Below are 18,962 nucleotides of genomic sequence, written 5' to 3'. Positions count from 1 at the left end.
GTACACACGTGGGACTTGCCGCGGCGTCGGATGAGAGGTTGAGGAGCAGATGGACGACAACGAGCACAAACTGCGGCGCTACCTGACTCTGGTCACGGCAGACCTCGTGCGGGCCCGCGAGCGGTCGGAGGAGCTTGAGCGGCGGGTCGGCGAGCCGATCGCGATCGTCGGCATGGCCTGCCGCTATCCGGGCGGCGTGCGCTCACCGGAAGATCTGTGGGAGCTGGCGATCACCGGGCGGGACGCGATCACCCCGTTTCCCCGCGATCGGGGCTGGGACCTCGACTCGCTCTACGACCCCGACCAGAATCGCCCGGGCACCAGCTACACCCAGCAGGGCGGCTTCCTGACCGACGTCGCGGACTTCGACGCGCAGTTCTGGGGCATCTCGCCCCGTGAGGCCACCGCGATGGATCCACAGCAGCGACTGCTGTTGGAGACATCGTGGCAGGCCCTCGAAAGGGCTCGGATCGATCCGCACTCGCTGCACGGCAGCGAGACCGGGGTGTTCGTGGGCCCGAGTGTGACCGACTACGCGGCCCTGTTGGCGCGCTACCCGACCGGTTTCGAAGGGCTCCTGCTCGGCGGCCTGGCGGGAGCCATCATCTCAGGCAGAATCTCCTACCTTCTGGGGCTGGAGGGTCCGGCAGTGACCCTCGACACCGGCTGTTCCTCGTCACTCACCGCCTTGCACCTCGCGGCGGGAGCGCTGCGCGCCGGAGACTGCTCACTCGCCCTGGTCGGTGGCGTTTCCGTGTTGGCCACGCCGGGCTCTTTCGTCGAGTTCAGCACCCAACGCGGGCTCGCTCCTGACGGCCGGTGCAAGTCCTTCGGCGATGCCGCGGACGGTACGTCCTGGGCCGAGGGCGTCGGCATGGTCGTGGTCGAGCGGCTTTCCGACGCCCGCCGCCACCGGCACCCGGTCCTGGCGGTGCTGCGCGGCTCGGCCATCAACCAGGACGGGGCGTCGAACGGGCTGACCGCACCGAGTGGCCCGTCCCAGCAGCGGGTGATCCGGCGTGCGCTGGCTGCGGCCGGGCTCAAGTCCTCCGACATCGACGCCGTCGAGGCACACGGCACCGGCACGACACTGGGCGACCCGATCGAGGCCCAGGCGCTGCTGGCCACGTACGGGCGTGACAGGCAGCCCGGTCGTCCGCTGTTCCTGGGGTCGCTCAAGTCCAACCTGGGCCACAGCCAGTCCGCCGCTGGAGTGGGCGGTCTGATCAAGACGGTGATGTCGCTTCGGCACGGCGTGTTGGCACCGACGCTGCACGCCGACCCACCGTCCAGCGAGGTCGACTGGACGGCCGGCGACGTCGAACTCCTCCAGGAGTCGCGGTCGTGGCCGGAGACGGAGGACCGGCCACGGCGTGCGGCGGTTTCCGCCTTCGGCATCGGCGGCACCAACGCGCACGTCATTCTCGAGGCGGTGCCCGAAGAGGACGCCGGACGGGAGGGCGGCGTCGTCGCGCACCGCACGCTCGCGGCCGTTCCCTGGTTGGTCTCCGGCCGCACCGTGGCCGCGATGCGCGCCCAGGCCGCGCGGCTGGCCACCTTCCTGACGCATCGGGCTGCGTCGGCCGACCTCACCGACGTCGGATACTCACTGGCCACCACGCGCGCCGCCCTGAACAACCGCGGCGTCGTCGTGGCCGCCGATCGAGACGACCTGCTCGCCGGGCTCAGCGCACTCGCCGGGGGCACACCGCATGCCGCGGTCACGACGGGCAGCACAGCGCGCGGACGGCTGGCCTTCCTGTTCACCGGCCAGGGGGCGCAGAAGCTGGGCATGGGCCGCGAGTTGTACGCGGAGCACCCCGTCTTCGCCGAGGCGTTCGATGCTGTCTGCGCGCACCTGGACGGTCCGCTCGGCCGTTCGCTGCGTGACCTGACCTTCGCCGAGGACGACCCGCAGGGCCTGCTCGACCGCACCGGATTCGCCCAGCCGGCCCTCTTCGCCGTCGAGACCGCTCTGTTCCGGCTCGTCGAGTCGTGGGGTGTACGCCCGGACTTCGTCGCGGGGCATTCCATCGGCGAGGTCACCGCCGCGCACGTGGCCGGGATACTGTCACTCGAGGACGCTTGCGCGTTGGTCGCCGCCCGGGCGCGCCTCATGCAGAGCATGGCACCCGGCGGCGCGATGGTCGCTGTCCGTGCGGCCGAAGAAGACATCCTGCCGATGCTGGATCAGCTGACCGGCCTCGTGTCCGTCGCCGCCGTGAACGGCCCCACCTCGGTGGTGCTCTCCGGCGATGAGAAGACGCTCACCACTCTGATGGCGACACTCACCGACAAGGGCCTCCACCCGCGCGAACTGCGGGTGAGCCACGCTTTCCACTCACCGCGGATCGAACCGATCCTGGCCGACTTCCGATCGGCGATCGAGAGCATCTCGTACGCCGCGCCGCGCATCCCGATCGTGCCGCTCGCTCCGGGCGAAGCGGACCGGGGCGAGCGGATGCGTTCGGCGGACTACTGGGTCGCCCAGGCCCGTGCAGCGGTGCGGTTCCACGACGGTGTCGTGCGCCTGAGCGAGGCCGGTGTCACCACCTACCTGGAGCTCGGGCCGGGCGGGGTCCTCGCCGCACTCGGCCAGGACTGCCTGCCGCCGGCCGGTCCGGGCGTACCGGAGCGGGCCTTCGTGCCGACACTGCGTCAGGGCCGGGCCGAGCCGGCCGCGCTGCTGGACGCGATGGCCGCCCTCTTCGTCCGCGGTGTGCCGGTCGACTGGCGCGCGGTCTACGCGGGCACCGGCGCCGCCCAGCTCGACCTGCCCACATACGCCTTCCAGCGCCGCCGCTACTGGCTGGTCGATCACCTGCCGGCGGGGGCGAGCCTGCTGCCCGACCAGGGCGTCGGCGGCGGGACGGGCGCCACGCTGCCGGACGCGGTGACGGCCGAGACGGTCACCGGGATTCCCTCCGTACGCGGCAAGATGGCCGATCGCCCGCGCCAGGAGTGGGCGGGGATCCTGCTCGCCGAAGTGCGTGAACAAGTGGCGCGGCTGATGGGCTACGACGCGCTCGAAGACGTGAACCCCCAACGGGGCTTCGCCGAGCTGGGCTTCGACTCGCTGACCGCAGCCTGGCTGTTCGAGCGCCTGAGGGCCGCCACCGGTCTGGAGCTGTCCCGCACACTGGTCATCGACCGGCCGACGCCGCACGCCGTCGCCACACATCTGGCCGACCGCTTCGCCGCGCTCGAGGACCTCGAAGCACCACCGGCCGCCCCCGCCGCCGCACCGGCGCGTCCGACGCCGGCGGGCGCGGACCGGGCGACGCCACCGACGACCGATCCGCTGCCGGTCCTCTTCGCCCAGGCCTGCGCGCAGAACCAGGTGAAGGACGGGTTGGAGCTGTTGGCCGTCGCCGCCCGGATGCGGGTGGGTACCGGCTCGCCGAAGATGCGGGAACCAGTCGGTTTCTCCCAGGGGTTCGCGGGCCCGACCCTGGTCTGCATCCCGTCCGTGATGGCTCCCTCCAATGTCTACCAATACGCTCGGATGGCCGACACGCTGCGCACGACGCACAACATGGCAGTACTGCCGTTGACGGGCTACGCCGACCACGAGTCCCTTCCCCCGACCCGAACCGATCTGGTGGCCGCGGTCGCTGAGACGGTGCTCAACAACGTGACCGGCCCCTACGTCCTCGTCGGGTACTCCTCCGGCGGCTGGATCGCACACGCGGCAGCCGCCCGGCTCAAGGATCTCGACACCGCACCGGAGTCACTCGTGCTGCTGGACAGCCACCTGCCCGGCAGTACGGGTTTGGCCGAGATCCAGATCGACCTGCTCGGCGACGCGTACGCCGAATGGACCGCGACGCAGCCGCTGCGCGGCGCCGAACTGACCGCGATGGCACACCACCTACAGATGTTCGACGACTGGGCACCGACCGACATCGGCGGCGTATCGACACTGCTCCTGCGCGCCACCGAACGGATGGGCGGTCAGCCCCGCACAGGTGAGCACTGGCAGGCCCACTGGGGTCCCGACCACGACGCCATCGACGTGCCCGGCACCCACCTGAGCATGATCGACGAACACGCCGCGAGCACCGCCTCAGCAATCAGCGGCTGGCTGGCTCGACGGCCCGCCCATCCCTGACACACCGACTCGATCACGCAAGAAACCCCGTGATCGAAGCACGCCAGTTGAACCGCCCCCCGTCCGTGTCGACTGATCACGCCATAGAGAAGTAGAGAAGAAGGACATGACTGACAAAATGGACACCCAGCCAGGGTTAGTATCGGACTTCTACGACGTGTTCACCCATATGTTCCTGCGTTTCTGGGGTGAGAATTTCCACTACGGATACTGGCTTTCCGACGAGGACGACAGTTCCGTGGACGTCGCTACAGATCGGCTCACCGACCTGCTCATCGAGCATCTGGGGCTGCGGCCCGGCCAGCGGATGCTCGATGTCGGCTGCGGTATCGGCACGCCCGCGCTCCGCCTGGCCGGTACGGTCGAGGCGGACATCACCGGCGTCACGATCAACTCGGGACAGGCACAGGGGGCCAATGCCCGCGCCGCGGTGGCGGGCCTGTCCCATCGCGTCCGGTTCGATCATGCCGACGCGATGGCGCTGCCCTATCCGGACGCCTCGTTCGACGTGGCCTGGGCGTTCGAATCGCTCCTGCACATGGAGCGTTCCCGCGCGCTGGCGGAGATGCGGCGTGTGCTGCGCCCCGGCGGCCGCCTGGTGATCGCGGACACGTGCCAACGTGAACCGATCAGGCCGGAGTACCAGGACATGCTCGACGACGCGAAGGCGAAGTTCGCCATCGTCGAACTTCCCGGCATCGACGACTACCGGGCCCTGATCACCGGCGCGGGCCTGGAGTTGGACGGGCTGCTGGACGTCAGTGAGCACACCAGACGAACGCTGCGGATCATGGCCGATGGCGCGAGCGAGCACCGTAGCTCCCTGGAGGAGCAGTTCGGTGACGCGGCCCGACAGTTGATCGAGGTCCTGGTACATCCGATGTCCACGCTGCCGGAGTTCGGCTACCTGGTGGCCACGGCGCGCAAGATGCCGTAAGCGCGTTGCTGGCCGGCGCCGCGACCACCGATGACGCCGGCGTCCGACACTGCTCGTGGTCGGCGCCGCTGCTGCGGCCCTCGCCCTTCCGGCCGCGCCCGCGACGGCCGCGCCCGGCGACCAGGTGACCACCACGCTCACGTAGGCGATCGCGGACCTACCCGTGGCAGCGCCGACAGTGGGTGCACGGTGCGCCATCAGTGGTGGCCGGTGGCACAGCTACTACGACGACGCGGACCAGATGGCGGCCCGCGCGCTGGACATCGACCATATGGTCCCCTGGCGGGGAGCTGGGATTCGGGCGCTTCGGCCTGGTCTCCGGCAGAGCGGCAGGCGTACGCCAACGACCTCGGCGACCAGAGGACCTTGGCAGCGGTGACCGCGCGGGAGAACCGCAGCAAGGCCGACCAGGACCCGGCGGAGTGGCTGCCGTCCGATGCCGGGGCGGTGTGCAGGTACGTGACCGAGTGGACCGCGGTGAAGGCCCGTTGGGGGCTGTCGGCGGACCGGGCGGAGGTCGATGCGCTGGAGCAGCTGGCCGACGGCTGCCCGGATACGGAGATCACCGTCGTGCTCGCTCGCTGATGCCCCGACGTCTCGCCCCCTCGTCTGGCCTCCGGGCCGGGCGAGGGGGCTTTCGCCATGTCCTCGGTAGCTGCCGATCACCTTCGCGGGCGTGCAACCAACCTGACATCTGGGCCGGACCGCGCTACGTCCAACAACTCACATCGAAGGATGTCGCCCATCGTCTCGATGGTGCCGCCCTCAAGTCCGCTCTTACCTCGGCCAAGGAGCGCGGGGGCGACGTAGGCGACGATGCGGTCCACCAGGCCAGCCGATACGAACGACGCGGCGAGAGTAGGGCCGCCCTCGAGGAACATCCCACGCACGCCGCGCTGGTGCAGTTCACGGAGGAGTGCCTCCACGTCCACGCCCACCTGTGCTCGGGGCAGCCGTACGACGGTGGCCATGTCGTCCAGGTGGGATGCGTCAGCATCATCTGCGACGGCGATCATGGTGGGTGCGGCATCATCGAGGACTCGGGCATCTGCCGGGGTCCGGGCGTTGGTGTCGACGATCACGCGCCATGGCTGCTCATCAACCGGGACGGCCACCTTCAGCTTGGGGTCGTCCTTCATCGAACGCACCGCGAGGTGGGGGTTATCGGCCTGCTGGGTGCCGGAACCGACGACCGTTGCTTGGCAGGCTGCGCGTAGCGCGTGGACTTCTGCACGGGACTCTGCGCTAGTGATCCACTGGCTGGTGCTGTCCGCCGCGGCGATCCGGCCGTCCAGTGTGGCCGCGTATTTGTAGACGACGAACGGCCGTCCATCGGCTGTGTGCCACTCGTCCGTGCCGACCAGCTCGCTGATGTGCATGGGCTCCTCCAGACAGATCTTGATTCCGGGCAGCCTAGTCACACTGCTGCGACTGCCTCGGACAGTTCCCGCACCATCGCGACACGGCGCCACGGCGCCAGGCCGGTGACGACTCGGCGAAGCTCTGCCGTGGTGCGGCGAGACTCCGTCTCCCGGCTGATCTCCAGCGCTTCCATGGCGGTGGCGCAGGCTGCGTCCGGGGCACGGTCGGCGGCATGCGCGGTAGCGAGCCGGGCCAGATGAAGGCCCCGCTCGCGCCGGTAAGTGGCTGGCCAGTGGTCGATGGCTTGCCGGTATGTGGTCACAGCGTCCGTCGGCTTGCCGAGCCTGAGGTAGCACGTTGCCCGCTGAGCGTGGACGTAAGCGTGGTTGCAGTACCCGCCAAGCTGATCGTTTACCGTCTCGTCTCCTTCTACAAGGGTCTGGGCAGCGTCGAGCGCTCGTAGGGCTGGCAGTTCGCCTCCAATGAGGGCATGGCCATGTGCTGCCTGGAGGTGGGCAGAAGCACGGATACGTGCGGGCACATCGCCGCGTACTCTCAGGGCGGCCGACGCCAGGCCGACTGCCCGCTGCTGCTGTCCGAGCCCGACGGACTGCTGTGCCTTGCGCATCAGAATGAAGGCTTGCCGTACGGGGTCGTCGGCTTCCTGCACCCATTCCATCGCCCGGTCAGACCACCATAGGGCCTGCTCGGAGCGTCCGAGATCCTCGTAAAGCCAACCGGTGAACTCGGCCCACTCCGCGCCGGTTTGGAGGATCTCCCGGCGGAGGGGACCACGTGCCGCAGGAAGCAGCTGCTGCTCGATGACCGCGAGGTGGTCGTGGACAGCGCTGATCGCGGCGTGTGGTCCGTAAAGCCCGTCTGATTGGACCAGCGTGGCGCGGAGCTGCTTAAGGTGGCCGACAACGGCTGGATTGACCGGGCGACGGGCCGCGGCACTGGCCGGGGTGGGGAGGATGGTAAGGCTGGCTGCTGCTGCGGTTGTTGTGCCCAGGAAGTCGCGACGATTCACGTCAGCATTGTGTGGTGCGTCCCCGGCCAGTCCGACTTCGGAGGCGGCCATACCGAGCCGGTCGGCGACGAGCGCGAGAACATCGACGTCGCGTGCTGACTGGCGACCGCGTTCCAGACGACTGATGGTGCTTTGGCTGTACCCGCATATATCGGCCAACTGCTGCTGAGTCCACCCACGTGCGCGGCGAGCGGCCGAGATGGCTTCACCTGCGCTGTAGTGCTGTGCTAACTGCCCCATACACGGTCCCGGTCTGCGGTGGCGTGGCTCAATAAGGAGATACCCACAGTAGCGGTCCAGTCGCATGCGTATGCAGGTTCTGCATAGGCGCAGCGTGTGATGCATGCGGTGGGGACGGCAGCGTGGTGCGCGCGTTTGTCTGGATGCAAGAGGCGAGACGCACTGTCGGAGGCATCCCTATGAAGGCCGCGGATCTGCTGTGGACACCCCCGTCCTCCGGGGACGTCGAGGCGTTACCCGTAGGGAAGTGGTGGGACGCCGTACGCGTCTCGCCCCCCGTCGGGGAACGCGCCTTGGGCCTGCTCGGCGACGACACCGGGGCCGTCATCCAGGACAGCTGCGGCACCCTCTACTGGCTCGTCGCCATCGGCTCCGCCGCCAGCTGGCACCTCCGCGGAACCCGTGTCTTGTGCGAACTGGCCGACGAGGCCACGTACCTCGGTGTGCCCCCGGCCGACTGGACCGAGCCCACGCGCAGGAGCCGCGTCCACTGGCGCGTGCCGCTCGGCCCCGACCGGTACCTGACCGACACCCGGCTCCTGCGGGAGGCCCTGGCCGCCGCCGACCACGCCGAGTTCGGCCCGCGCGTCGACGGCCGACGGCTCTGCCACAGCTGCCAACTGCCCACCGAAGAACCGGTCCTCGTGGGCGAGGAGCACGGTGGCAGCCTCGGCGGCGGCATCATCTACGCCTGTCCCCGGCACGCCCCGGAGTACCAGCGGACCGACGCGGTGGCGCTGATGGTCGCGCTGCGCCACGGCCGCAAGGGGGCCGGGGCATGACGGCCACCCAGCCCATCGCACTCTGCGCCGAGGAGGCGTGGTGCGCGGCCATGCTTCACGCCGCGGGCTGCCTCACCTGCCGGACCTCTGGCGCCGTGTGCGAGCGGGGTGAGGCCCTTCTCGCCGCATACGCCGAGGCCGTGCGGCAGGCCCGGTCAGGAGATGACTGGTGAGGCACCGCCGCCATACGACTGCCGTGCGCGCCGGGCTGTACGCAGTCCGGGTCGCCCGCGCAGGTCTGATCCTCGGCGCGATGCTCGGCGTCCTGGCCGCCGCCGTCGCCCTGTGCATCGCCGGAGACCCAGCCACCCCATAGACCGGGTGGGCCGCTGATGGTCCGGGCCCCGTACCGGACAGACGGCCCCAGCGGTCCACCCTCCAGACCCCCGCCCGGCCGGGCGGCCGGGCGGGGCGCACGTACAGGAACCGACCTGAGGAGGACCAATGATCCTGAGCAACTGCGACCACGAATGGACACAGTGGAGCGGCAAGCAGCGCTGTCGCAAGTGCGGCGCCACCCAGTAGGAAGACCGGAAGGGGTGCCGGGCAACCGGCACCCCGACCCCGCACCCAAGGGAGAAAGCGTGATCGAGCGCGTCGAGTGGGACGACCTTCCGGTGGAGTTCCGCACCGCGGTGGAGGCCCGCACCGGGCCGGTGGTCGCAGCGGAATCGGTGGCGGAAGGCCTGAACTGCTCTGCTGCCCTGATCCTCACAACTGAACGCAGCGGCACCCACTTCCTCAAGGGCGTTCGCCACACTGACGGGCCCGGCATCGAGGCGCTCCGGTGCGAGGAGCGGATCAACGAGACGGTCGGCGGCATCAGCCCCACCATCCGACACCGGGTCGACGCCGGAGGCTGGCTGGCGCTGGCATTCGTCTATGTCCCCGGAAGCCACGCCGACCTCGGCCCCGGGTCCAAGGACTTGGACGCGGTCGCGGCCGCGCTTGAGCGCATGCAGCACCTGCGGCCTCCTGTCGATGTTCCGGTCCCGCCGCTCGTGGACAGATTCAAAGGGTTCCTTGAGCCCGGCGAGGCCGAGCGCCTGGCAGGGGACTGCCTGCTGCACACCGATACGAACCCGCACAACCTCCTGATCGACCATGGGGGTGAGGCGTACGTGGTGGACTGGGCCATGCCCGCGATCGGCCCTGCCTGGGTGGACGCGGCCTACACCGCGGTGCGGCTCATGGAGTGCGAGCAGTCGCCGACCGATGCGCTGGCATGGCTGGACGGGATCACGAGCTGGCGCCAGGCGGACGAACGGGCGGTGGAGGCATTCGTGACGGCTACCTGCCGGCACTGGGCGGCGGCAGTCGGGGAGAAGGATGCGGAGCCGAGCAATCGTCGGGTCCGGTACCTGCTGAAGTACGACTGGCCTACCGCGGCCCGGCAGCCCGGTCGACGGAGGGTGCGGCAGGCTCTGTAGATGTATTGACCCGCAGCATTGTTGATTCGACTGATGGGCGGGTGGCCGCCGAGTGCAGTGTGGTAGCGGTGATGGTTGTAGGTGTGGAGGAACTCCACGAGAGCTGCGGTGCGCTCGGCGTTGCTGGAGTACGGGCGCACGTACGCCCATTCGTCGAGCAGCGTGCGGTTCAGGCGTTCGACCTTGCCGTTCGTCTGCGGGCGGTACGGTCGGGTGCGTTTGTGGACGATGCCAGCGACGCTCAAGGTCTGGCCGAACAGCTTGGATCGGCAACAGGAGCCGTTGTCGGTTGGGACGCGTTCGACGGTGATGCCGTGTTCGGAGAAGAAGGCGTTCGCGCGTCGCCAGAACGCGGCTGCGGTCTCCTTGCGCTCGTTGGCCAGGACCTCGCTGTAGGCGAGCCGGGAGTGGTCGTCGATGGCTGTGTGGACGAAGCTGTATCCGATGACGGGGCTGCCGCCCTTGCGCGCGTCGGTCGTCGCCTGTCTGTTGGCACCGGCCTGCTGCCGGGGCATGATGCGGTGCCCGCCGCCGTCGGGGATGTTGCCGAGCTTCTTGATATCGACGTGGATCAGCTCGCCGGGGCGTGCGCGTTCGTACTGGCGAATTACCTGGCCGGTGGGCCGGTCCATCCAGCGCAGTCGGTTCAGTCCGTGGCGGGTGAGCGCGCGATGGACTGTGGAGGGGGGTATGCCCAGGATCGGACCGATCCGTGCGGGGCCGAGCTTTCGCTCGCGCCGCGGCGCGCAGACCTGTTTCTCGACGTCTGAGGCAGTGCGGTGCGGGGTAGTCCGGGGCCGACTCGTGCGGTCGAACAGGCCGGTGTCGCCCTCGGTGTGCCAGCGACGTACCCACTTGTAGGCCGTGGCGCGGGAGATGCCCATTTCGTCGGCCACGTGCGCGATGGGGCGACGGGCTCGGACCCGGTCGATCGGAAGTCGTCTGCCGTAGACGGTCAGTCAACAACGCTCGTGGGCAATACATGTAGATCAGACCGGCGTCTCTGCGTGCTGGTGCGCGGCCACGACGCCCTGGGCTCGCGTGCGCGTCGCCCTGGTGGGGTGTGGGCGGGGCCGAGCCGGTGGCGCTGATCGCGTACACGTTGCCAGCCGCCGAGCCGTGCCGCGAGTAACGCGGCGGCCTACTGAAGCGCTGATCAGTACGGACCTCATGGAACAGCGCAACGATCTCAACGCGGAGCGAGCGGGCGATCAACGCGAGGTGGTCGCCCGCTCGTCCCGTACTGGCCCAACTCCGCGCGGTAGATCGTGTGACGGCTGCCCGGTCATCTCGGCCAACTGCTCCTGACTCAGCCCCCGCTCCTCTCGGTGCGCCCGAACACGATGCCTCTGCCTCAAATTTGCAGCAATACGAAGAGCCCCCGGCCGGAGCGTCCGGCGCAGGAAGACATGCCGCCTGAACAGCCAGAGCGCCGGGTGGCCCTTGAGAGCGGCGCCAGCGCGGTGCAGAGCACCTCGTCGGAGGTCGCTCGAACCCGTGCCCTCGCCTGGTTGTGGATCGTCGCGGGATGATGGTCGACGGTGTTGCTGCGACTGGGCTACCTGGCTTCCTGCGACGGTATACGGGAGTGTCAGCCCTGCTCTGGGCCACTTCGACGTAGTCGTTCGGGCGTGGCGAAGCGTACCGGCGCGCGGAAGCGGGCTCGGCGGGCGGCGCGGCGGAAGGTGGTGAGTACCGCGGGGCCGGCCAGCAGGATGCAGATGAAGTTGGTGACCGCGCGGCCGGTGTCCCAGCCCAGGGAGGTGGCGATGTCGAAGGCGATGTATCGCTGCCACTGTTCGGTGAAAGGCAGTCCGGGCAGGTAGGCGATGGAGCTGTTCGGGTCCAGGGCGAAGGGCCAGAAGGAGAGGTTGAGCAGGAAGCCGAAGAGATAGCCGGAGAGCGATCCGTAGACGGCCAGCAGCAGCACTTCGCGCCGTCCCGTGGCATGGGGGAGGAAACCGGCGAGCATCCCGACGAACGCGCAGCCGAACATCTGGTACGGCATCCACGGGCCGACTCCCCCGGTGATGAGCGCGGAGGCGAACAGCGAGGTGCAGCCGAGGGTGAAGCCGAAGCCCGGGCCGTAGACCCGTCCCGCCAGGACCAGGACGAAGAAGACGGTCTCGATGCCCGCTGTTCCGGCGCCGAGGGGGCGCAGGGCGGCGTTGACGGCAGACAGGACACCCAGCATGGCGAGGGCCTTCGAGTCGATACCGCCTTCGGCGATCTCGGAGAGCACCACGCACAGGACGAGGATCAGCAGCACCCCGAAGATCAGCGGGGGCGCGTAGTGGGAGCCGAACTTCCCTGGGGCGACGACGAACGGCCAGAAGAACGCCACCACTCCGAGGAAGGCCGCGAGCACCATGACCACGCCGACCCGCGGGGTCAGCCGGATGGCGGTGGTGGTCCGTGCGGTCATCGGTGCCGCCCTTCCTCGACCTCGGCGGCGAGCGCCGCGGTCACCTGGCTGACCGTGAGGAAGGGCAGCGGGGCGAGGATCTTCGCCGTCTGCGGCGCGAACACCGGTGACGAGACGATGACCTCTGTTGTGGGACCGCTGGCGACGATGTCGCCTTCCGCCATGACGACCACGCGGTCGGCAGCGAGGGCGGCGAACTCGACGTCGTGAGTGGAGATGACGACCGCGTGGCCCTCGGTCGCGAGGGAGTCGACGATGCCGATCAGTGCCGCCTTGGCGCGGTAGTCCAGACCGCGGGTCGGTTCGTCCAGGAGGATGACCGGAGGTGCCGCGGAGAGCTGGATGGCGAGGACCAAGGCGAGCTTCTGCCCCTCCGACAGGTCGCGCGGATGGGTGGTGTCGTCGATGCCGGGGGCAAGCCGGTCCAGGACGGCGCGGGCCCGGAGCGCGGTGCCCGAGTCGGTGTCTGCCTGGTCGAGTTCCTGTTTGACGCTCTCCAGATAGAGCAGATCGGCCGGGGTCTGCGGGACCAGGCCGACGAGCCGCCGGGCCTGCGCCGCGGGCAGGGAGTGCGGGTCCGCGCCGCGAGTTGCGGAGGGCGCCGAGCCCGTTCCGTCTCTGCCGCCGGTCACCTTCACGGTCCCGGCGCGGCGCGGGCCAGAGCCCTGGAGGGCCCACAGCAGGGAGGACTTGCCCGAGCCGTTGCGGCCCATCAGCGCCGTGACCTCGCCCGCGCGGAGGTCAAGGTCGGCTTCCCGGACGGCGGGTGTGTCCTGGTAACTGACGGTTACGCCGCGGGCTGTCAGCAGCCGTTGCCGGTCGCGATCCGGCGCCGACCGGACGGGGGCGGGCGGATGTGCGGCGAGGCGGGAGCGCAGGGTGAGGGCGGCGCGGCGGGCGTCGCGGATGGACAGCGGCAGCGGGGACCAGCCCGCGGCGCGCCCCAGTTCGACGATCGGCGGCGCGATCACCGAGGTGCGGAGGATGTCGGCGGGTGGGCCGATGCGGGCGCGGCCGTCGCCAGGGAGGTGGATGACGCGGTCGGCGTACTGGACGACGCGTTCCAGGCGGTGCTCGGCCATGAGGACGGTGACGCCGAGGTCGTGGACGAGCCGGGTGACGGCGGCAAGTACCTCTTCGGCCGCGGTCGGATCGAGGGCAGAGGTGGGTTCGTCGAGGACCAGTACCCGGGGGTGGGCGGCGAGGACGGAGCCGATGGCGACGCGCTGCTGCTGGCCGCCGGAGAGCTCGTACAGGGCGCGGTGGCGCAGGTCGGCCAGGCTGAGCAGATCGAGGGTCTCCTCCACCCGTTTGCGCATGGTCGCCGCCGGGATGGCCAACTGTTCCATGGCGTAGGCGAGTTCCTCCTCGACGGTGTCCGTGACGAAGCCGTCGATCGGGTCCTGGCCGACCACACCGACGACATCGGCGAGTTCGCGGGGCGGATGGTGGGCGGTGTCGCGGCCGTCGACGGTGACGCGGCCGTAGAGGGTGCCGCCGGTGAAGTGGGGAACGTGGCCGTTCACGGTGCCGAGCAGGGTGGACTTGCCGACACCTGTGTGGCCGATGACGAGGCAGAGCTCGCCCTCCTCCACCGTGAAGTCGACATCGCGCAGGGCGGGTTCGGCCGTGTCGTCGTAGTCGACGGTGACCTGGTCGAAGGTGATCACGAGACGTCGGCCTTCTCCGTGCGCTGAGGTAGCGGATGCCGGCGCGGGGCCGGGCGGGGTGCGAGGATTCCTGCCGTTCCGGCGAGCAGGATGGCGGCCGTCGGCACCGGGGGCAGCGTCGGCCAGGTCAGGGGGTAGAACGATGGGTTGAGTTCGGCGGGGTTGTAGCCGAGGTTGCTGAACAGCAGGACGGCGGAGAGCAGACCGCTCCCGGCCACGGCCCACTCCGGCAGGCGCCAGGGGTCGGGCCGGTAGGTGGTACGGGTGACGCGCCGCCCGCCCAGGCGCAGGCCCGCCAGGCACAGGACGGATCCGGCGGCCATCGCGGGCAGGCCGAGGAAGGTGGGGGCGGTGGCGTCGAGGAGTCCGTAGGCCCCGGCGCATAGTCCGCACATGCCCAGCAGCATCAGGGCGCCCGTCACGCGCCGGGACCGGCGGGTGGCCGAGCCCGCACGGCCGTAGCCGCGTGAGTCCATGGCGGCGGCCAGGCGCAGGGAGCGTTCGAGCGCGTCCTCCAGGACGGGGACCACGATGCCGCGCAGCGCCGTGAACCCCTTGGTGCGTCCGGCCCGCAGTTTGCGGGCTCGCGCCACGCGCTGCACGCTCTGGACGAGTTGCGGCGCCACGCTGATCGCGACGGTGACGGCGACTCCGAGTTCGTACAGGGCGCCGGGCAATACACGCAGGGCGCGTTTGGGGTTGGCCAGGGTGTTGGCGGCGCCGATGCAGCACAGCATGCATGCCAGCCGCAGTCCGTCGGTCGCTGAGGAGAGCACGGCTTCCAGGGAGACCGGGCCGCCGATCTGGATCCCCGCGTACCAGTCGGGGGTGGGGATGTGCGGCAGGGAGAAGAGGAAGTGGTCGCGGGGGGTGATACCGGTGGCGAACACGGCACGGAAGACGACGCGGATCGCCACCACGGTGAGCGCGAGACAGAGGTAGTACCCGAAGCCGCGGGCCCAGGGCGCCTCGGTGCGCCGCGCGGTGACGACGTAGCCCAGGACCGCGAGGACGAGGAACAGCAGAAGCGGGTTGTTGGTACGGCTCACGGCGGTGGCCAGGGCGAGCGCCCACACCCACCAGGCCACGGGGTGCAGCGTACGGGGCAGCCTGCGGCCGCCCCGGTCCGGCGCGGGGCCGGACCGAGGCGGGGCAGCCTCGGCGGTGGTGCGGGACACAGCGGTCACTCGGTGCGGCGGCGCCGCCGTGCCGCGAACACCGCCGCCCCGGCGACGAGGATGACCAGGGAGACGCCGGTGACCACCGGCACGATGGAGCCCGGGTCGTGCCCGGCGTCGGCTGCGGGCGCGGCGTCGACCACCTTGGCGCTGGGGCTCGGCGCCGCGGCGACCCTTCCGCTCTCGCCGGCGCTCGCCGACGGGCCGGCGCTCGGGGACGCCGAGGGGGACTTCGTCGGCTTGGGCTTCTTGGACTTCTCGGGCTTGGCTGGGGCGGACTCACGGCGTTCGGTCTTCGGCCGCTCGGGTACGGGACCGGTGTCGACGCCCGGAGGCATTGTGGGCGCGTGCGCGGTGGACGCGGGCCTGCCCGCGTCGCCCCGCGGCCGTGTGTTGTGGGCGCGCAGCTGGTCGGGGGTAACGGTGGGCCGGCCCTCGGTGCCCTCGATGTTCGTACCGCCGAAGATCCATAGGTCGACGCTGCCGGGCTTGGGCTTGTAGAGCATCGCGCCGAGCTGGCTGTACTGCCAGGTGTCGGACCCCGGGTTGGCGTGCCAGTACGACCAGTACGCGGTGGCCGGAGGGGTGAGGATGCAGTCGTCCTCCCGGGCGGTTGGGTACTGCTTGCCGTTCTTGTAACCGCTGTAGCCGATGCGGCAGACGAACGCCGGTCCGTCGTGTCCGGTGCCGGTGGTCCGCCAGCCGCCCTGGTTCAGCAGTTCGTACCCGGTGGTGGGGGTGGTGCCGCAGGAGCGGAAGACGGGGCCGCCCCAGCGGCTGAAGTCCACCGCGAGCACTGCCCCGGAGTTGGTGGTACAGCGCCCCATGGGCTGGGGGGCCGCGGTGGCGGGCGTGGCGGTGGCGCCGAGCGTCGCGGCGGCCAGGCCGAACGCGGCCACCGCGTGGACGGCCACCCGTGTGAGGCGGGCGAGGATCATCGCTCGCCTCCGGTGTCCGCGCGGCGACGGGTGACGGTCACGGCGCGCCAGCCGACGAGCACGAGGAGGGCAGCGACGGCCGCGAGCGCGCCGATCCGCACACCGGTGGAGGCGAGGGCGCCACCGTCACCGTCGGTTCCGGTGGCGGAACTCCCGCCACCCCCGGCCGTATCACCGTTGCCGCCCGTCTCTCCGGGGGTGACGATGTCGGGCTCACCGGTCGGGCCGGGGGCGGGCCGCTGCGGCGCGGTGCCAGTCAGGCTGCGCTTCAGCGCACCGAACGACACGCCCGTGGCACCGCCGACCGCCTGAGTGGACGCGCGCAGATCGGAGCCGCGCTGACCGCCCTTGGACACGTTGAATCCACCGTCGCCGTTCTGCTGCGAGGCGAGGAACTTCCGTGCCTTGGCGATCTCGGCCCGGTAGGTGCCGCTGTCCAGCGACAGGCCCTGGACCGCCAGGGCGGCCGAGTTGACGGAGTTGCCCGCGGCGCCGGGGAATCCGCCGTCGGAGAGCTGCCGTGAAGCGATCCAGGCGAGCGCCTTGTCCACGGCCTTCTCGGCCCTGTCGCCACCTGCCAGGTCCAGGGCCATGGCGGCGATGGCGGTGGAGTCGACATCGGAGTCGCCTGCGGACGGGATCAGACTCGGCCACGCGCCGCTGCCGTGTTGCAGACTCTCCAGGTAGGCGAGCGGCCGCTCGGCCGCGGTCTTCTGGTCGGCGCGCAACTGCGCCATGATCGCCAGGGACTGGCCGAAGACAGAGGGGGCGTAGCTGTAGGCGCCCTTGGCCGCGCAGGACCGGTCCGGTGCGGGGCTCGGCTTGGCACAGACAGCCTTACCCAGGGCGGCGATCAGGTCCTTGCCGCCGAAGTCGCGCGGGTCTCGGCCCACGGCCTCGGCGAGGAGGGCCGTCTTCCCCAGGGAGCCACCGGCGGCGTAACGGGTCCCGGCACCGGTCCAGTCGTGGACGGTACGGCCTTCGCCGTCCTTGCCCCCGTGGTCGAGGAAGTCGACGACGCCCCGGAGCCTGGCGTTGTTCAGGCCGGTGGCGGCCAGCGCGTAGGCGCCGTCGATGGTCAGGCCGAAGTCGGCGCGGGAGGATCCGGGTCCGGCCGGGTAGTACTGGCCCTGTTTGAGGTTGGCGGCGCGGGTGAGGAAGGCGACGCCCTTCTTCAAGTCCGGGCCGTCTCCCACTCCCGGTGTGCCGGGGTCGTCGGTCGGGGGTTCGGTGGTGGGCGGCTGGGTCGGCTCCGTCTTCTTGGTGGAGAGTGTGCCGAGGCTGGTCCTGGCACCGGCGAGGACGGCTGCCGGAGTCGCATAGAGGGTGGGCTCGGTGGCGTCCGCCTCGAATCCGAAGCCTCCGCTGTCGAGTTGCTGCCGGGCGAGCCAGCCGACCGCGGAATCGGCGCGCTCGGTGTCGCCGAGGGCGCGCAGGGCCTGGGCGGCGTAGGCGGTGGCGATGACGCTGCCGTCGGTGGCGCCGGTGTAGCCGGGGAACGAACCGTCCTCGCGCTGCGCCTTCTTCAGGTAAGTACGCGCCTGCTGTACGGCCTTGTCCTGCCCGTCCGCCATGTGCAGGACCAGGGCGACCAATGCGGTGCTGGCGGCGTCCCCGTCGCAGTTCTCGCCGGGGCGGATCAGTACGCTGGTGACACCGCCGTCCTTGCACTGGACCTGTGTCAGCCGGGCGATGGCCTCCGCCGGAGGCGCCACCTTCGCGCGCAGCAGGGCGAGCGCGGACAGGGCCTGGCCGTCGGTGTGGGTGGCATGCTGGAAGTCGCCCTTGGCGGTGCAGCCGGGCAGGGCATCTCCGGACTCCGGTCCCGAGGTGCACACGTTCTTCTTCAGGTCACCGATCAGGTCGTGGCCACCGACCCGGCGGGGGTCGGCGTCGGTGATCTCGGCGAGGAGGGCCAGACGGGCGGCGGCGGTGGCGTCGGGTGCCTTGTCCTTGCGGTCGGGGTAGGCATAGTCGTCGGTGTGTGCCGTCAGGAAGGCGACGATCTTGTCGAGGGTCGCGCTGTTCCCGCCGGCCGCGGCCAGTGCGTAGGCCGTCTCGGTGGTCAGCGGGTACTGAGGTGTGTCGGCGCCGTCGTCGACGATGCGTTCGCCGTCTGTCAGCCTGCCGGTGAGCCACTTCGCGGCGGCGGGCAGATCGACCGCCCCGGCCCCGCCGGTAGGGGTACCGCCGGGATCGGGGGTGGTCCCGCCGCCACCCGCGCGGACCTCCTCCGGACTGAACGAGGGCTTGCCCGTGCTGCCCCCGACGTCGGTACCGCCGTACACCCAGGCGTCGACGTCGCCGTTGTTCGGCTTGCGGTCCATGGCGCCGTACTGGCTGTAGGTCCACTCGTCCTGTCCGCGCGATGCGGTCCAGTACGACCAGTAGGCGGTGGCGGGCGGGGTGAGGACACAGGCTTCCCGGTCCGGTGTCGGGTAATGCCGACCGGAGTTGAAGGAGCCGAAACCGATGCGGCAGATGAAACCGGGCCCATCGTGCTCAGTGCCGGTGGTACCGAATCCGGCCTCGTGGAGAAGGTCGTACCCGGTGGTCGGGGTGGTGTCGCAACCGCGCTCTACCTTGCCGCCGAACGGTTTGAAGTCCACGGCGACGATCGCGCCCTTGGCCGCGGTGCATTCTCCGAGGGGATCCGCGGTGGCCGGTGTGACCGCGACGAAGGTCACCGCCGTGCCCACCAGCAGGAGCAGCGCCGATATCAGCGCCACCAGGGATACGGTCGGTCTGGTGACCGCCCGCGCGAATCTTCGTTCGTCCGTCCCCACCACGGCCCCGGCCCCTCTTTTGTGTGCCCGGCGCGGGACAGAACGTGGCCGAGGGCCTTCACCACACCGCGGG

General features: G+C 70.4%; 14 protein-coding genes and 1 pseudogene. 7 read left to right on the top strand and 8 right to left on the bottom strand.

What is annotated here, in order from left to right; genetic code table 11:
• The first annotated feature begins 49 nt into the window (after positions 1-49).
• The 3 genes from AB0C66_RS23520 (at position 50) to AB0C66_RS23510 (ending at position 5,633) form a co-directional block, all read left to right on the top strand.
• Positions 50-4,111, top strand: a complete 4,062-nt coding sequence (locus AB0C66_RS23520) for a beta-ketoacyl synthase N-terminal-like domain-containing protein (RefSeq protein ID WP_362441816.1) — start codon at positions 50-52, stop codon at positions 4,109-4,111.
• Positions 4,112-4,217: 106 nt separating this feature from the next.
• The gene (locus tag AB0C66_RS23515; protein ID WP_362441813.1) at positions 4,218-5,048 is read left to right on the top strand and encodes a methyltransferase domain-containing protein; all 831 of its coding nucleotides are present in this window, start codon (positions 4,218-4,220) and stop codon (positions 5,046-5,048) included.
• 30 nt (positions 5,049-5,078) lie between these two features.
• Positions 5,079-5,633 carry an HNH endonuclease family protein gene (locus AB0C66_RS23510; RefSeq protein ID WP_362441810.1) on the top strand — a complete coding sequence of 185 codons (555 nt, stop codon included), beginning with the start codon at positions 5,079-5,081 and terminating at the stop codon, positions 5,631-5,633.
• A gap of 77 nt (positions 5,634-5,710) precedes the next feature.
• Here the strand turns inward: AB0C66_RS23510 and ribD are convergent, their stop codons facing one another.
• Positions 5,711-6,427: a bifunctional diaminohydroxyphosphoribosylaminopyrimidine deaminase/5-amino-6-(5-phosphoribosylamino)uracil reductase RibD gene (gene ribD, locus AB0C66_RS23505; protein WP_362441807.1), complete on the bottom strand. Its 717-nt coding sequence runs from the start codon at positions 6,425-6,427 to the stop codon at positions 5,711-5,713.
• A gap of 38 nt (positions 6,428-6,465) precedes the next feature.
• Positions 6,466-7,680 carry a helix-turn-helix domain-containing protein gene (locus AB0C66_RS23500; RefSeq protein WP_362441804.1) on the bottom strand — a complete coding sequence of 405 codons (1,215 nt, stop codon included), beginning with the start codon at positions 7,678-7,680 and terminating at the stop codon, positions 6,466-6,468.
• A gap of 179 nt (positions 7,681-7,859) precedes the next feature.
• Here AB0C66_RS23500 and AB0C66_RS23495 point away from each other — a divergent pair, with 179 nt between their 5' ends.
• The 4 genes from AB0C66_RS23495 to AB0C66_RS23480 all read left to right on the top strand — a co-directional run bounded on the left by AB0C66_RS23495 (position 7,860) and on the right by AB0C66_RS23480 (position 9,892).
• Positions 7,860-8,462, top strand: coding sequence for a hypothetical protein (locus AB0C66_RS23495; protein ID WP_362441801.1), 603 nt, complete (start codon positions 7,860-7,862; stop codon positions 8,460-8,462).
• Positions 8,459-8,635, top strand: a complete 177-nt coding sequence (locus AB0C66_RS23490) for a hypothetical protein (protein ID WP_362441798.1) — start codon at positions 8,459-8,461, stop codon at positions 8,633-8,635. Before AB0C66_RS23495 ends, AB0C66_RS23490 begins: the two co-directional genes overlap by 4 nt.
• Complete coding sequence (locus AB0C66_RS23485) at positions 8,632-8,778, top strand: hypothetical protein (RefSeq protein WP_362441795.1); 147 nt, start codon at positions 8,632-8,634, stop codon at positions 8,776-8,778. The genes AB0C66_RS23490 and AB0C66_RS23485 overlap by 4 nt, the downstream gene beginning before the upstream one ends.
• Before the next feature lie 268 nt (positions 8,779-9,046).
• Positions 9,047-9,892, top strand: a complete 846-nt coding sequence (locus AB0C66_RS23480) for a phosphotransferase (RefSeq protein WP_362441792.1) — start codon at positions 9,047-9,049, stop codon at positions 9,890-9,892.
• On the opposite strand, the pseudogene AB0C66_RS23475 reads toward AB0C66_RS23480, so the two are convergent.
• The 6 genes and pseudogenes from AB0C66_RS23475 to AB0C66_RS23450 all read right to left on the bottom strand — a co-directional run.
• Positions 9,892-10,851: pseudogene (locus AB0C66_RS23475) on the bottom strand (IS481 family transposase); the annotation flags it as partial. The gene AB0C66_RS23480 and the pseudogene AB0C66_RS23475 overlap by 1 nt on opposite strands.
• A gap of 632 nt (positions 10,852-11,483) precedes the next feature.
• The gene (locus AB0C66_RS23470) at positions 11,484-12,317 is read right to left on the bottom strand and encodes an ECF transporter S component (RefSeq protein WP_362441789.1); all 834 of its coding nucleotides are present in this window, start codon (positions 12,315-12,317) and stop codon (positions 11,484-11,486) included.
• Entirely contained in the window at positions 12,314-13,987 is a 1,674-nt protein-coding gene (locus tag AB0C66_RS23465; protein ID WP_362441786.1) for an ATP-binding cassette domain-containing protein, read from the bottom strand. Before AB0C66_RS23465 ends, AB0C66_RS23470 begins: the two co-directional genes overlap by 4 nt.
• Positions 13,984-15,174, bottom strand: a complete 1,191-nt coding sequence (locus AB0C66_RS23460) for an energy-coupling factor transporter transmembrane component T (protein WP_362441783.1) — start codon at positions 15,172-15,174, stop codon at positions 13,984-13,986. The genes AB0C66_RS23465 and AB0C66_RS23460 overlap by 4 nt, the downstream gene beginning before the upstream one ends.
• Positions 15,171-16,103, bottom strand: coding sequence for a hypothetical protein (locus AB0C66_RS23455; RefSeq protein ID WP_362441780.1), 933 nt, complete (start codon positions 16,101-16,103; stop codon positions 15,171-15,173). The genes AB0C66_RS23460 and AB0C66_RS23455 overlap by 4 nt, the downstream gene beginning before the upstream one ends.
• Positions 16,100-18,832 carry a prenyltransferase/squalene oxidase repeat-containing protein gene (locus tag AB0C66_RS23450; protein WP_362441777.1) on the bottom strand — a complete coding sequence of 911 codons (2,733 nt, stop codon included), beginning with the start codon at positions 18,830-18,832 and terminating at the stop codon, positions 16,100-16,102. The genes AB0C66_RS23455 and AB0C66_RS23450 overlap by 4 nt, the downstream gene beginning before the upstream one ends.
• Between the last annotated feature and the right edge of the window lie 130 nt (positions 18,833-18,962).

Origin of the sequence: Streptomyces sp. NPDC048636 (genome assembly GCF_040650655.1) — a bacterium.
Lineage (GTDB): Bacteria > Actinomycetota > Actinomycetes > Streptomycetales > Streptomycetaceae > Streptomyces.
Note: the sequence above shows the minus strand (reverse complement) of the source record. Positions and strands in the feature narration are given on the sequence as shown.

Excerpts from the sequence above, each read along its gene's own strand:
- AB0C66_RS23510 (WP_362441810.1), top strand. The coding sequence starts at position 5,079 with ATGACGCCGGCGTCCGACACTGCTCGTGGTCGGCGCCGCTGCTGCGGC.
- AB0C66_RS23470 (WP_362441789.1), bottom strand. The coding sequence starts at position 12,317 with ATGACCGCACGGACCACCACCGCCATCCGGCTGACCCCGCGGGTCGGC.
- AB0C66_RS23500 (WP_362441804.1), bottom strand. The coding sequence starts at position 7,680 with ATGGGGCAGTTAGCACAGCACTACAGCGCAGGTGAAGCCATCTCGGCC.
- AB0C66_RS23515 (WP_362441813.1), top strand. The coding sequence starts at position 4,218 with ATGACTGACAAAATGGACACCCAGCCAGGGTTAGTATCGGACTTCTAC.
- ribD (WP_362441807.1), bottom strand. The coding sequence starts at position 6,427 with ATGCACATCAGCGAGCTGGTCGGCACGGACGAGTGGCACACAGCCGAT.
- AB0C66_RS23520 (WP_362441816.1), top strand. The coding sequence starts at position 50 with ATGGACGACAACGAGCACAAACTGCGGCGCTACCTGACTCTGGTCACG.
- AB0C66_RS23455 (WP_362441780.1), bottom strand. The coding sequence starts at position 16,103 with ATGATCCTCGCCCGCCTCACACGGGTGGCCGTCCACGCGGTGGCCGCG.
- AB0C66_RS23490 (WP_362441798.1), top strand. The coding sequence starts at position 8,459 with ATGACGGCCACCCAGCCCATCGCACTCTGCGCCGAGGAGGCGTGGTGC.
- AB0C66_RS23495 (WP_362441801.1), top strand. The coding sequence starts at position 7,860 with ATGAAGGCCGCGGATCTGCTGTGGACACCCCCGTCCTCCGGGGACGTC.